We start from the raw sequence: 12,562 nt of genomic DNA on the forward strand, positions 1-12,562 counted from the left end.
ACCGCGTGCCGGGCATGGAGGAGTTGCAGTGGCAGAGCTGAACGTCGACCTCGTGGCGGCGGACCGGAAGATCTGGTCGGGCACCGCGCAGCAGGTGAGCGCGCCCGCGGCGGACGGCGAGATCGGCATCCTCGCGGACCACTCGCCGCTGCTCTCGGTCCTGCGCGAGGGCCAGGTCCGCATCAAGGGCGGCCAGGGTGCGCCCGTCGAGGTCCACGTCACGGGCGGGTTCATCTCGGTGGACTCGAACCACGTGACGATCGTCGCGGACTCCGTCGAGTCCGCACCGAACCGCTGACCACCGGGACCGCACGACCATGACGCTCCCGGCCTGGATCGCTCTCGGACTGCTCCTCGCGGTCCTGGTGGTGGCCGGGCTGGGAGCGTTCCGTCTGCGCGCGCTCTCGCACCGGGTCGGCTCCTTCGAGTGCGGCGCGCGCCCGGCGGGCGGGGACGGGTCCTGGACGCTCGGGATCGCGCACTACGGGGTCGGTCGCATCGACTGGTGGCGCAGCTGGTCCCTCTCGCTGCGTCCCGGCAGGACGTGGGCGCGCCACGACCTGCTCATCACCGGTCGGGAGCCCCTGACGACCGCCGAGTCCCGCCCGGACACGTACCTCGTGCGCTGTCGCTACCGGGACCAGGAGTTCGAGCTGTCGATGTCCCGTGGCGCCTACGAAGGCCTCGCCTCCTGGCTCGAGGCCGCCCCGCCGGGCCGGCGCGACGTCGTCGTCTGACCCCGACCGTCCCGAACCCCGACACCGGAGGACCTGCCGCTCCATGCGCCTCGTCGTCGCCCGCTGCTCCGCCCGCTACACGGGTCGGCTGTCGGCCCACCTGCCCCTCGCGACCCGCGTGCTCCTCGTCAAGGCCGACGGGAGCGTGCTCCTCCACTCCGACGGCGGGTCGTACAAGCCGCTGAACTGGATGAGCCCGCCGTGCTCGCTCGCGGCGCGGGAACCCACCGCCGAGGCGCGCGAGCGCGGAGTCAGCGAGGTCTGGGCGGTCCAGCACGCCAAGAGCGACGACCGCCTCGAGATCGAGCTGCACGAGGTGCTGCACGACAGCCAGCACGAGCTCGGCGTGGACCCCGGCCTCGTCAAGGACGGCGTCGAGGCCCACCTGCAGGAGATGCTCGCCGCGCAGATCGAGCTCCTCGGCGGCGGGCACACCCTGGTGCGTCGGGAGTACCCCACGGCGATCGGCCCGGTCGACATCCTCGCCAAGGACGCGACCGGCGCGACCGTCGCCGTCGAGATCAAGCGCCGCGGCGACATCGACGGCGTCGAGCAGCTCACCCGCTACCTCGACCTGCTGAACCGCGACCCGCTGCTCGCGCCGGTCCGCGGGGTGTTCGCGGCACAGGAGATCAAGCCGCAGGCACGCGTCCTCGCGGCGGACCGGGGCATCGGGTGCCTGGTCCTGGACTACGACGCGATGCGGGGCGTCGACGACGTGGACTCGCGTCTCTTCTGAGCCGTCGTCCGGTTCGCGGCGGGGTGGTCGCGGTGGCCGTGGCCGTGGCCGTGGCCGTGGTCGTGGTGGTGGTTGTGGTCGGGTGGGCGGACGGGACGGGTCCCGGCGGGTCTACCATCCGGACCCTCGTTCCTCGGGTCCTCCCGCCAGACCCGCCACGACCCGCCGGGACCCGTCCCGTCCGCCCTCGTCGCTCCTCGCCCTCGCGGCGCGCCCTCGACTCTCGTGCCCGACAGTCCGCCCTCTGCCTGAGCGGGTCCTCCTCGTGCGTGGGGCAGGGCTCTGTTCGTCTGCTAGGTTTTGAACATGTTCAGAAAGTGTGTCGGGGTGGAGCCGTGAGCGGTGCGACGGCCAAGTCGGAGCGCACGCGGGCCCAGGTGCGGGAGGTGGCGATCCGCATGCTCCGGGAGGTGGGGTACGAGCGCACGACGATGCGCGCGATCGCCACCGAGGCGGGCGTGAGCACCGGGAACGCGTACTACCACTTCCCGTCGAAGGACGCGCTGGTCCAGGAGCTCTACCTCGACGTGCAGCGCGAGCACGCGACGCTCGCCGCGCCCGTGCTCGCGGCCGGGGGGACGCTCGCCGAGCGGCTGCGCGGTGTCTGGGACGCGTCGGTCGACGCGTTCGCCCCGTTCCACGCCTTCGGCGCCGAGTTCGTGTCCGTGGCGATCCGTCCCGGCTCCGACGCGAGCCCGTTCTCCGGCGCCTCGACCGCTGCGCGCGAGCAGTCGCGCGAGCTGTTCGAGGCCGTCGTGGCCGGGGCGGAGCCCGCCGTGCCGGCGCGGCTGCGGGCCGACCTCCCGGAGCTGCTGTGGCTCGCGCAGCTCGGCGTGACGCTCTTCTGGGTGCACGACACCTCGCCCGGGTTCGCCCGGACCCGGCGGCTCGTGGCCGGGGGCTCGCGACTCGTCGGCGACGTCGTCCGGCTGGCCCGGCTCCCGGTCGCGCGCGGCGTGGTCGACGACGCGCTGCGCCTCCTGCGGTCGGTGCACCCCGGCGCCGCGGGCGGTCGGGCGTGAGCGCCGGCGGTGCGGCGGTGGTCACGGCGCTCGTCGTGCTGGGCATGGTCGTGGTCCTCCCGCTCGGGCTGCGGCTGCTCGGCTCGCCGACCGTCCCCGCGCCGCGCAGCCTCGCGTGGCCGCTCGCCGGCCTCGCGGGCGCGGTGAGCCTCGTGCTGCCACGCGGGCCGGTCGCCGCGGTGCTCGCTGCGGTCTTCGCCGCGGCCACGGTCGTGCTGCTCGGCGCCGCGGCCCGCGTCGCGCTCGCCGCGGGGCGTCGGGCGACCGCTCCGCGCGACGATCGGCTGCCGAGCGGCCCGCCGGTGCCCTCGCCGACCTCGCCGACCTCGTCGACCTCGCCGACCTCGTCGATCTCGTCGACCTCGTCGTCGGACGAGCACGGACGTCGGCCCCCGCGGTGGTCCGCTCTCGGCGCCGACCTCGCGACGGTCGTCGCGCTCGCGACGCCGGCCGTGGGCGCGAGCGCGCTCGTCGCGGAACGGGCGGGCTGGGGACTGCTCGGCTTCTCGGGGACCTACCTCGCGCTGACCGTGCCGCACATGCTGTACGCGGGCTTCGGCGCGGCGCTCGTCGCGGGGACGGTCGCACGCCTCGCACCCGGTGACCGCGGCGCGGTCGCCGGGGCCTGGGGCGTCCCGGTGGGGACCCTCCTCGTGCTGGTCGGCTACTTCGTCGGGGACACCGCCGAGCTCCTCGGCGCGCTCGTCCTCACCGCCGCGCTGTGGGCCACCGCCTTCGCCACCGTGCGGTCGCTCGTCCCCCTGCCCGCGGAGCGCGGTCTCCCGCCCGAGAACCCGGTCCACCGGGCCGCTCGGGTCCTCTGCGTCGCGGGCGCCGTGGTCGTCGTGCTCTCGATGCTGCTCGCCGTGTGGTGGGCGGCGGGCGAGGCGCTCGACCTCCCGCACCCGGACCTCGACGTCATGGCGGCGACGCACGGCGTCGCGAACGCGCTCGGTCTCGTCCTGTGCAGCCTCCTCGGGCTGCGCCTCCTCGTCCGCGACCGCGAGACGAACCACCTCGCCCCGCACGGGGCAGACACCCGGAGGGCACGATGACCTTCACCTACCCCGAGGTCGGGGCCACGCGCACGGGGGACCGCCCAGCGGGCTACCGGCACCTCACCGTGCGCCGGCGGCTGTCGCGGCGCGCCCACCCGCCGCAGGACCTCGCACGGCTCGGCGAGCAGCTCCTCGCATGGCGCGTCCACGCCGCCGCGCGCGTGCGGGTCGAGGCCGACGCGCCCGTCGCGGCACCCGGCGTCCGGGTGACCACCCTGCTCGGGGTCGCGCCGCTCGTCCTGCGGGAGCGGTGCGAGGTCGTCTGGGTCGAGCGCGGCACGGACCGAGTCGCGTTCGGCTACGGGACGCTCCCCGGTCATGCCTTCGTGGGGGAGGAGATGTTCGCCGTCGAGCGCGACGACGCGGGTGACCTGTGGTGGCGCGTCGAGGTGTTCAGCCGACCCGTGCTGTGGTGGCTCCGGCCGCTCTCGTGGGCCGTCCCGACGTTCCAGCGCCTGTTCGCGCACCACCTGGGCAGGGGGGCGGCACGGCTCCTCCGCTCCGACCGGGCGTGACCGCGAGAGTTTGTGCGCCAGGTGTACGAAGTACGCCACAATGAGCGCATGGTCCCCGAGCACCCCGCGCAGCGCCCCGGCGAGCACCCGGTCCCGATCGTCCTCACCGGTCGCGTCGTGACCCCGGACGGCGTCGTCGAGGACGGCGTCGTGGTCCTGCACGGCGAGCGCATCGCCTGGGTGGGCCCGCGTGCGGCCGCGGCGGAGGCCGGGTTCGCAGGCACGGGGACCGGCGAGGCGGGGTCTGACCCGACGGACCCGGCGGGCGAGGTCACGATCCTCCCGGGGCTCGTCGACCTGCACGACCACGGCGGCGGCGGGGCGAGCTTCCCCGACGCAACGACCGCCGACGAGGCGCGCGTCGCGGCGCGCGAGCACCTGCGCCACGGCACGACGAGCCTCGTCGCGTCGCTCGTCACGGCGCCCCGCGACGTCCTGCTGGAGCGGGTCGCGACGCTCGCGGACCTCGCGGACGCGGGCGAGCTCGCGGGGATCCACCTCGAGGGCCCCTTCCTGTCGACGGCGCGCTGCGGCGCGCAGAACCCGCACGACATGCTCGACGGCGACGCCGGGCTCGTCCGCGCGCTCGCGGCCGCCGCGCGGGGCCACCTGCGGACCATGACGGTCGCGCCCGAGGTGCCCGGCGTCGTCGGGCCTGGCGGCGTGATCGACACGCTCGTCGAGCTCGGCGCGGTCCCGTCGATCGGGCACACGGACGCGAGCACCGAGCAGACCGAGGCGGCGATCGCCGCTGCCCGCGCGGCGTTCGCCGCCGCCGGGCGCCCGGCCGCCCGCCTCACCGCGACGCACCTCTTCAACGGCATGCGACCGCTCCACCACCGCGAGCCGGGCCCGATCGCCGCGTGCCTCGCGGCCGCGGCCCGGGGGGAGATGGTCGTCGAGCTCGTCGCGGACGGGACGCACCTCGCGCCCGGCACGACGCGCAGCGTCGTGGACGTCGTCGGCGCGAGGGTCGACGGCGGCACGGCGACCGGGCCGGACGCCGTCGCGCTCGTCACCGACGCCATGGCGGCGGCCGGGATGGCCGACGGCGCGTACGAGCTCGGCCCGGTGCGCGTCACCGTCGCGGACGGGGTCGCGCGCCTGACCGACGGCGGGGCGATCGCCGGCGGGACCTTCCACCTGCTCGACGTCGTCCGCGAGACGGTCGCGTCCGGGGTGACCCTCGCCGACGCCGTGCGCGCCGCGTCCTGGACGCCCGCGGGGGTCCTCGGGCTCGACGACGTCGGAGGGATCGTCGTCGGCCGGCGTGCCGACGTCGTGGTCACCGACGCGGACCTGCGCGTGCGGCGCGTCCTGCGGGCCGGCGAGGACGTCACGCACGCCTGACCGTCGTGCCGGGGGCGACGCGCGTCGCCCCCGGCACGACGGGTCGAGTCACGCGACCGGCGTCGTCCCGGTGAAGCGGACCGCGCCGAGGCGCACGCCCGCGGGCAGCACCACACGGACGTCGTGCGCACCGGCCGGCGCGTCGGCCGCGACCGTGACCTCGACCCAGCGGTGGCGAGCCGCCGTGCCGCCGTCTCCCTGGTCGGCCTGGTCGGCCTGGTCGGCCTGGTCGGCCTGGTCGGCCTGGCCGGGACCGACGACGGCGAGGGTCGACCACGCGTCCTCGGTGCCCGCGGCGCGCGTCTCGACGCGCGCGGGACGCGTCGCGCCCGGCCCGGTCCGCGCGACGTCGAGCACGACCGCGTCGACACCCGTCAGGTCGACCCGGTCGTAGACGACCCACCCGTCACGACGTCCGGGCGCGACGTCGACCGCCCACCCCGCCTCGGCGGTCCGCTCGGCGGTGACGACGCCGTCGTACGCGCTGAAGCCGTGAGCGGCGAGGCGCAGGCCCACCGCCGGTCGCGGCGCGGGACCCGCGCCGTGCACCCGCAGCGACGCCCGGACCGGCAGGTCGGCGCTCGACGGGCCCGCCGCGAGGACGTAGGTGCCCGCCTGCACGCGGAACGCACCGACGTGCAGGTCGGGGTCCGCCCCGGCGAGCAGGTCCGCGAGCCGGTCGTCGGCCGGCGTGGCGGTCACGTCCCACACCGCGAGCCGCGCGAGGTCGACGGCGAGCGCGACCTCCCGGCGCTCGCCGACGTCGAGCCGGACGCGCGCGTGGGCGACGAGGACGCGGCGGGGTGCCGGCACCGGCAGGCCAGCGGGCGCGAGGGCGTAGAGCTGGACCAGCTCCTCGGCGGGCCGGTCGCCGTCGTTGCGCACGACGACGCGAGCCACCACCCGCCCGACGTCCGGCACGGCGCGCGCCGACCAGGCGGCCGGGGCGTCGACGTGGTCCCGGTCCAGCGTCACCCCCGTGTACGTCACGTGCGAGTAGGTCAGGCCGTGCCCGAACGCGAACGCCGGCGCACCGTCCGCGTACCGGTACGTCAGGCCCGCGCGCTGGACGTCGTACTCGAGCAGCGGACCGGCCTGGTCCTCGTCGCCCGGCCACGACTGCGCGAGGCGTCCCGACGGCTCGACGTCGCCGCTCAGGACGTCGACGAGCCCGGGGCCGAGCTCCTGGCCGCCGTGCGACGTCCAGACGACGGCCGCGGCGTCGTGCGTCGCCGGGCCGAGGACGTACGGGTAGCTCGAGACGACGACGAGCGCGGCACGCGCGCTGACGTCCCGCGCGGCGCGCCAGATCTCCTCGGCCGCCGACGGCAGCGCGAGGTGCGGGCGGTCCTCGGTCTCGCGACCCGCGAGGTGCGGGTCGTTGCCCACGACGGCGAGGACGGCGTCGGCGGCGCGCGCTGCCTCCTCGACCGCCTCGTGGCCGGCGCGGACGGTGCGCCACACGAAGCGCTCCGCCGCGTCCCAGGACGGGGCCTCGGCGACGAGCAGGCCCGACCCGTGCTGGACGCGCAGCCACCGGCCCGAGGCGACGTGCTGGAGCGACCACGTGCCGTCGCCGTGCTGGTGGCGGCGGAAGCTCTCCTGGACGACCCAGCCGCCGACGCGCTCCGCGTCGGCGGACACGATCCACGACGCCCCGCTCAGCAGGCGGCCCGTCGCGACCGAGCGCAGCGTGAGCACGCCGTCGCCCCAGTCGGTGACGTCGAGGTGGGCGCTCGGGCCGGCGGCCGCGGAGCTCGCCGTGACGACCGCCGCGTCGTCGCCGACCTCCAGGTAGGCGCCCGTGGTGGTCGAGCGCAGCGCGACACGGTCGGCGCCGTCGGCGACGACGACCTCCGCACCCGGGTAGCGCGCCGCGAGGGCAGCGGCGACCGACGTCGTGTACGGCGGGGTCCCCGAGTACCAGTCGTGGAGCACCCGGTCCGCGAGCGGACCCACGACGGCGACGCGCGCGGGGGCCGCCGGGAGCGGCAGGACAGGAGCGCCGGCGCCCGCGGGGTCGTTGCGCAGGAGGACGACCGAGCGGGCCACGGCCTCGCGCGCGAGCGCGCGGTGCTCCGGCACGTCGACGCCGTCGGAACCCACCCCCGACCACGGGTCGTCCGCGACGTCGAGCTCGCCCGTGCGCAGGCGCAGCTCGAGGAGCCGCAGCGCCGCGCGGTCGACGTCGTCCTGCGAGACGAGCCCCTGCTCGAGCCCGACCCGCAGGCGCTCGAGCGTGAGGTGCGGGTCGGCGTCGTTGTCGGTGAAGGAGTCCACGCCCGCGCGCAGCGACGCGGCGTGCGACGCGACGTGGTCGGGGAAGTACCGCTCGCCGACCACGAGGTTCGTGGGCGCCGAGGCGTCGGAGACCACGGCGACCGAGCCGTCGGTCCACGAGCGCAGCTCGTCGAGCAGGCCCCGCGCGACGTGGTTGGGCCGCCCGTTCGTGAGGTTGTACCCGGGCATGACCGCGCCGGCGGTCCCGTCGGCGAGCGGGCCGCGGAACGCGGGCAGCTCCCACTCGTGCAGGAGCCGCAGCGGGACGTGCGAGCTCGTCACGGCGCGGTCGGTCTCGCTGGAGTACGCGAGGAAGTGCTTGAGCGTGGGGACCGTCCGCCACACGCGCGGGTGGTCGCCGCGCAGGCCCCGTGCGTAGGAGCTCGCGAGCCACGCCGTCACGTGCGGGTCCTCGGAGAAGCCCTCCTCGTTCCGGCCCCAGCGCGGGTGCCGGAGCGGGTTGACGACGGGTGCCCACACGTTGAGGCTCACGGTCGGGTCCGCCGCGTGCTTGGCGCGGACCTCGGTGCCGACGGCCTCGCCCACGCGACGCAGCAGCTCGGGGTCCCACGTGGCCGCGAGGCCGACGGGCTGGGGGAAGACGGTCGCCGTGCCCAGCCAGGAGACCCCGTGCAGTCCTTCGGTGCCGGTCCGGAAGGCGGCGAGCCCGAGGCGGTCGACGGCCGGTGCGTGCTGGTGCAGCAGGGCCAGCCGCTCGTCGGGCGTGAGCCGCTCGAGGAGGTCTGCCGCCCGGACCGGGACGGGCAGCTCCTCGCGCAGGTACGGGGGTACGTCGGTGATCGCCTCGGGCGGCACGGCATCGTCCTTCCTGGCACGGGATCACGTCGAATCCGTGTTCGAAACGGTTCGACGCGGCGTCGCGACCGTGCGACGCATCGCGCCCATGGTGCCACACGTCCCGGACCGGACCGCGGCGGTCGGATCGAGACCGGACGGTGACCCGACGAGTCTTGCACTGGACGGGGTCAGCCCGTACTCTCCGTTGAAGCGCTTCGACATCGCCGAGCATGTCGAGCCAGCCCGGGGGACCGGGCACCGGAGGGCGGCAGAGCGGCAGCCCTCCCGAGGTCACGAAGGAGTGCGACGTCGATGAGGGCATTCAGGCACGGAAACGGCCGGCGCTGGAGCGCCGTCCTCGCGGCCGTGGGAGCGATCTCACTCACGGCGGCGTGCAGCGGTGGGGGCGGCGGCAACGTCGCCGACCCGGACCAGCAGGTGGGCAACGACGCCGTGCTCCCGAACCACGTCCCGGTCGAGTACGTCGAGCCGGACTTCCCGAGCGTCGAGGGCTCGACGGCCGGCTTCGAGACGGTGCCCGAGGAGTTCGTCCAGGTCTTCGACTCCCCGCCCGGCTCCGGTGGCTCGTACACCGTGATGACACCGCTGTGGGGAACCATCCCGCCCACCGAGGGCAACCAGTACTTCGACGCGGTCAACGAGGCGATCGGCACCGACCTCACGTTCCAGATCTCCGACGGCAACACCTACGGGGACAAGCTCGCCGCCGTGCTGGCCTCGCCGAAGGACGTCGCGGACTGGGTCACCATCCCGTCGTGGAACGTCCCGCCGCGCTTCGGCCAGGCGGTCGACACGATCTTCACCGACCTCACGCCGTACCTCGAGGGCGACAAGGTCGAGGCCTACCCCAACCTCGCGAACATCCCGACGGACGCGTGGCGCGCGTGCATGTGGAACGGCAAGCTCTACGGCCTGCCGCTCCCCGGCGAGCTGGTCAACGACGCGACGTTCTACCGCGCCGACCTCCTGCCCGAGGGCACGGAGCTGCCGACGGACGCCGACGAGGCCCTCGAGTTCGTCTCGTCTCTCACCGACGCCGACGCGCGCCAGTGGGGGAGCAACGACCTGTGGGTCCTCGCGACGCAGATGTTCTCCGTCGTGCCGAAGTGGACGCAGGACGAGGAGGGCAACCTCGTGCACCGCGTCGAGACGCAGGAGTACCGCGACGCCCTCGAGTGGATCTCCAAGCTCTACGCGTCCGGCGCCGTGCACCCCGACGCGGTCGCCGAGTCCGGTGACGGCAAGGAGCGGTTCGAGTCCGGCCAGGTGCTCGTGACCTCGGACGGCGTGGGCGCGTGGCACGAGGCGCTCGGCCGCAACCTGCCCTCGAACCCCGAGTTCTCGCAGCAGCCCCTGCCGCTCATCGCGGCCGACGGTGGCGAGCCGAAGATCTTCAAGGGCGGCGCCGCGAGCATGTGCTCGTACCTGAAGAAGACCGACACCGAGGGCGCGATCGAGGAGCTCCTCTCCGCGGCCGACTTCCTCGCCTCGCCCTTCGGCACCGCCGAGTACCAGCTCGTCAACTACGGCGTCGAGGACGTGCACTACACGCTCGACGAGAACCGTCTCCCCGTCGCCACCGAGCTCGCCGCGACCGAGGTGCAGCCGTCGTACATCTTCCTCGTCGGCCCGCCCATGGTGAACGCGAAGGTCCAGTACCCCGGCTTCGTCGAGGACTTCACGACCTGGATGGCCGAGGCGGCGCCGTACGTCGAGGAGCCCCTCTTCTACGGCATGCAGATCACGGAGCCGGCGCAGTACGCGTCGCTCGGCCAGCCGTTCGAGGACCTGGAGAAGGACATCGCCCGCGGGCGCAAGTCCCTCGACGACCTCGACGCGGCCGTCGAGACCTGGCGGTCGTCGGGCGGTGAGGAGCTGCGCGCGTACTACCAGGAGATCCTCGACGGCGGGTCGGCCGAGACCGACGGCGAGTGAGCACGTTGTGAGCACCGAGATCTCCGACGCCACGGACGTGCCGAGCGCGGACACGGCGACGAAGGACCCCTCCGGCCCGGCGGCGACGCCGGGCCGGAGGGCCCGCACGGCACGACCGGGCCGGCCGGACACCGCCGGGCAGCGGCGCATGTCGTTCCGGGCGCGGTTGCGCCGGGACCGCTCGCTCCTCCTCATGACGCTGCCGGGCGTGGCCCTGCTCGTCGTGTTCGCCTACGTCCCGATGCTGGGGAACGTCATCGCCTGGCAGGACTACTCGCCCTACGTCGGGATCCTGGACTCGCCGTTCGTCGGCTGGTGGAACTTCGAGCGCGTCTTCACGAACCCGCTGTTCCTCCAGGCGGTGGGCAACACCCTCGCCATCACGGCGTTCCAGCTCGTCTTCTACTTCCCGATCCCCATCGCGCTCGCGCTCCTGCTCAACAGCGTCGTCACGCCGGCGGTCCGGACGACGATCCAGTCGATCGTCTACCTGCCCCACTTCTTCTCGTGGGTGCTCGTCGTGACGATCTTCCAGCAGCTCTTCGGCGGTGCCGGGCTCGTGAACCGGGTCCTCGCCGAGAACGGGTACGCCGGGTTCGACCTCATGACGAACCCGGACACGTTCCTCGTCCTCATCACCATGCAGTCGGTGTGGAAGGACGCGGGCTGGGGCATCATCATCTTCCTCGCCGCCCTGAGCACGGTCGACCCGGCGCTCCACGAGGCGGCGGCGATGGACGGGGCCGGCCGGTGGCGTCGCACCTGGCACATCACGCTGCCCGCGCTGCGGCCGACGATCATCCTGCTGCTCATCCTGCGCCTGGGCGACGCGCTCACGGTCGGGTTCGAGCAGCTCATCCTCCAGCGCGCCGCGGTCGGCGCCGAGGTGTCGGAGGTCATCGACACCTTCGTGTACTACCAGGGCGTCGTGAACGGCGACTGGGCATTCGCCGCGGCGGCCGGGCTCGTCAAGGGGCTCGTCTCGCTCGCGCTCGTCCTCGGCGCGAACAAGCTCGCGCACGTCTTCGGTGAGGCAGGGGTGTACAAGAAGTCATGAGCATCACCAACGACACGGGGCAGGGGCCCCTGAGCCACCCCGACGCGGTGCCGTTCCCCGCGCCGCCGGAGGCCGCTCGACGCCGCCGCCGGCGCCGCTCGCCGCACCGCGCCGCGTGGGAGGGCACGCCGAGCCCGCTCGGCCAGGCCGGCAAGGGGCTGGCGCTCCTCCTCATCGTGCTGGTCGTCCTCTTCCCGCTCTACACGGTCGTCCTCACGTCGTTCTCGACGCAGGCCGACATCAACCGCTCGGGCGGGATGGTCGTCGTGCCCGGGGGGTTCACCACGGCGGCCTACGAGCAGATCCTCTCGGGAGGGATCGTCACGCGCGCCGCGATGGTCTCGATCGTGGTCACGACCATCGGCACCGTGCTCTCCACGGTGGTCTCGATCCTCGCGGCCTACGGTCTCTCGCGGCCGTCGAGCCTGGGGCACCGGACGATCCTGTTCGTCTTCCTCATCACGATGTTCTTCGGCGCGGGCATGATCCCGACGTACCTGCTCGTGAGCAACCTCGGCCTCATCGACAGCCTGTGGGCGCTCATCCTGCCCGGCGCGGTCTCAGCGTTCAACGTCCTCATCCTGCGCAACTTCTTCATGAACATCGACGCGTCCATCACGGACGCCGCCCGGATCGACGGCGCGGGGGACTGGCGGATCATGGGCCAGATCGTCGCCCCGATGTCGAAGGCGGCGATCGCCGTCGTCGCGCTGTTCTACGGGGTGGGCTACTTCAACGCGTTCTTCAACGCGATGCTCTACATCAACGACAACGCGAAGTGGCCCCTGCAGCTCGTCCTGCGCTCCTACGTCCTGCAGGGCGTCACCCTCCCGGGCAGCGGCACGGGCCAGGTCGACGTGGCGACGGGTGCCGTCACGGGCCTGCCGGTGAAGATGGCGATCATGGTGCTCGCCGTGGTCCCGATCCTCCTCGTGTACCCGTTCGTGCAGCGCCACTTCACCAAGGGCGTGATCTTCGGGGCCATCAAGGGCTGAGCGGGCCCGGTCGACAGATCGGCCGACCGGACGGCGTGCGCCCCCGCGCCGTCCG

General features: G+C 74.2%; 11 protein-coding genes. 10 read left to right on the forward strand and 1 reads right to left on the reverse strand.

What is annotated here, in order from left to right:
* Positions 1–28 precede the first annotated feature (28 nt).
* The 7 genes from ACWPWV_RS12130 to ACWPWV_RS12160 all read left to right on the forward strand — a co-directional run bounded on the left by ACWPWV_RS12130 (position 29) and on the right by ACWPWV_RS12160 (position 5,421).
* Positions 29–298 carry a F0F1 ATP synthase subunit epsilon gene (locus tag ACWPWV_RS12130; RefSeq protein WP_454043234.1) on the forward strand — a complete coding sequence of 90 codons (270 nt, stop codon included), beginning with the start codon at positions 29–31 and terminating at the stop codon, positions 296–298.
* A 19-nt stretch (positions 299–317) separates the two neighbouring features.
* On the forward strand, positions 318–737 hold the full coding sequence (locus ACWPWV_RS12135) for a DUF2550 domain-containing protein (protein ID WP_454043235.1): 420 nt from the start codon (positions 318–320) through the stop codon (positions 735–737).
* 43 nt (positions 738–780) lie between these two features.
* Positions 781–1,476: an endonuclease NucS gene (gene nucS / locus ACWPWV_RS12140; protein WP_454043236.1), complete on the forward strand. Its 696-nt coding sequence runs from the start codon at positions 781–783 to the stop codon at positions 1,474–1,476.
* Between the two features lie 335 nt (positions 1,477–1,811).
* Positions 1,812–2,498 carry a TetR family transcriptional regulator gene (locus ACWPWV_RS12145; protein ID WP_454043237.1) on the forward strand — a complete coding sequence of 229 codons (687 nt, stop codon included), beginning with the start codon at positions 1,812–1,814 and terminating at the stop codon, positions 2,496–2,498.
* A complete protein-coding gene (locus ACWPWV_RS12150) occupies positions 2,495–3,553 on the forward strand; it encodes a YndJ family protein (protein WP_454043238.1) in 1,059 nt (352 codons plus the stop codon). The genes ACWPWV_RS12145 and ACWPWV_RS12150 overlap by 4 nt, the downstream gene beginning before the upstream one ends.
* Entirely contained in the window at positions 3,550–4,071 is a 522-nt protein-coding gene (locus ACWPWV_RS12155; protein ID WP_454043239.1) for a DUF1990 family protein, read from the forward strand. Before ACWPWV_RS12150 ends, ACWPWV_RS12155 begins: the two co-directional genes overlap by 4 nt.
* A 48-nt stretch (positions 4,072–4,119) precedes the next feature.
* Positions 4,120–5,421 (forward strand): N-acetylglucosamine-6-phosphate deacetylase, encoded by a 1,302-nt coding sequence (locus ACWPWV_RS12160; protein ID WP_454043240.1) that lies wholly within the window; start codon positions 4,120–4,122, stop codon positions 5,419–5,421.
* Positions 5,422–5,469: 48 nt separating this feature from the next.
* Here the strand turns inward: ACWPWV_RS12160 and ACWPWV_RS12165 are convergent, their stop codons facing one another.
* Positions 5,470–8,517 (reverse strand): glycoside hydrolase family 3 C-terminal domain-containing protein, encoded by a 3,048-nt coding sequence (locus tag ACWPWV_RS12165; protein ID WP_454043241.1) that lies wholly within the window; start codon positions 8,515–8,517, stop codon positions 5,470–5,472.
* Between the two features lie 348 nt (positions 8,518–8,865).
* Here ACWPWV_RS12165 and ACWPWV_RS12170 point away from each other — a divergent pair, with 348 nt between their 5' ends.
* The 3 genes from ACWPWV_RS12170 to ACWPWV_RS12180 are packed head-to-tail and all read left to right on the forward strand — an operon-like array spanning position 8,866 to position 12,507.
* Positions 8,866–10,455 carry an extracellular solute-binding protein gene (locus tag ACWPWV_RS12170; protein ID WP_454043242.1) on the forward strand — a complete coding sequence of 530 codons (1,590 nt, stop codon included), beginning with the start codon at positions 8,866–8,868 and terminating at the stop codon, positions 10,453–10,455.
* A 7-nt stretch (positions 10,456–10,462) separates the two neighbouring features.
* Entirely contained in the window at positions 10,463–11,512 is a 1,050-nt protein-coding gene (locus tag ACWPWV_RS12175) for an ABC transporter permease (protein WP_454043243.1), read from the forward strand.
* Positions 11,509–12,507, forward strand: a complete 999-nt coding sequence (locus ACWPWV_RS12180; RefSeq protein ID WP_454043244.1) for a carbohydrate ABC transporter permease — start codon at positions 11,509–11,511, stop codon at positions 12,505–12,507. The genes ACWPWV_RS12175 and ACWPWV_RS12180 overlap by 4 nt, the downstream gene beginning before the upstream one ends.
* Positions 12,508–12,562: the final 55 nt, after the last annotated feature.

This window comes from Cellulosimicrobium sp. Marseille-Q8652, from assembly GCF_965112045.1.

Bases quoted from the DNA above. Each gene is read 5' to 3' on its own strand.
- ACWPWV_RS12135 (WP_454043235.1), top strand. From the start codon at position 318: ATGACGCTCCCGGCCTGGATCGCTCTCGGACTGCTCCTCGCGGTCCTG.
- nucS (WP_454043236.1), top strand. From the start codon at position 781: ATGCGCCTCGTCGTCGCCCGCTGCTCCGCCCGCTACACGGGTCGGCTG.
- ACWPWV_RS12155 (WP_454043239.1), top strand. From the start codon at position 3,550: ATGACCTTCACCTACCCCGAGGTCGGGGCCACGCGCACGGGGGACCGC.
- ACWPWV_RS12160 (WP_454043240.1), top strand. From the start codon at position 4,120: ATGGTCCCCGAGCACCCCGCGCAGCGCCCCGGCGAGCACCCGGTCCCG.
- ACWPWV_RS12180 (WP_454043244.1), top strand. From the start codon at position 11,509: ATGAGCATCACCAACGACACGGGGCAGGGGCCCCTGAGCCACCCCGAC.